This is a genomic window from Chryseobacterium sp. SIMBA_029 (genome assembly GCF_046535275.1).
Classification (GTDB): Bacteria; Bacteroidota; Bacteroidia; order Flavobacteriales; family Weeksellaceae; genus Chryseobacterium.
Genome location: NZ_JAWRXA010000432.1, coordinates 1 through 265, shown reverse-complemented (window position 1 = coordinate 265; position 265 = coordinate 1). Strand labels below are relative to the sequence as shown.

Annotated in this window: 1 protein-coding gene; it reads right to left on the bottom strand. The window is 38.9% G+C overall.

Annotated elements, in window-relative coordinates; genetic code table 11:
* Nucleotides 1-265: DUF4822 domain-containing protein (locus tag SB679_RS24715; protein WP_410704931.1), on the bottom strand; the 265-nt coding region annotated here is incomplete at both ends.

Genomic DNA, 265 nt, shown 5'->3' with positions numbered 1-265 from the left:
AACGTAGTTTCGTTCAGCAGAAGAATATCCACAACACGGGTGAAAGTAACATTACCATTATTATCTAAACCAACAAGGGTTCTTTTCTTTCCATCAGGAGAAATAGACCATGTTCCCTGAGATCTCAACGCATCGTTTAATCCGAAGATTTTAAAAGTACCATTGGCTTTAAAGTAAGAATATCCTACATAACCAGCCACACTGGCATCATTTAAAGCTACGCTATTTCCACTTTTATCCTTAGCTCCGGTAGTTTCCCATGGAG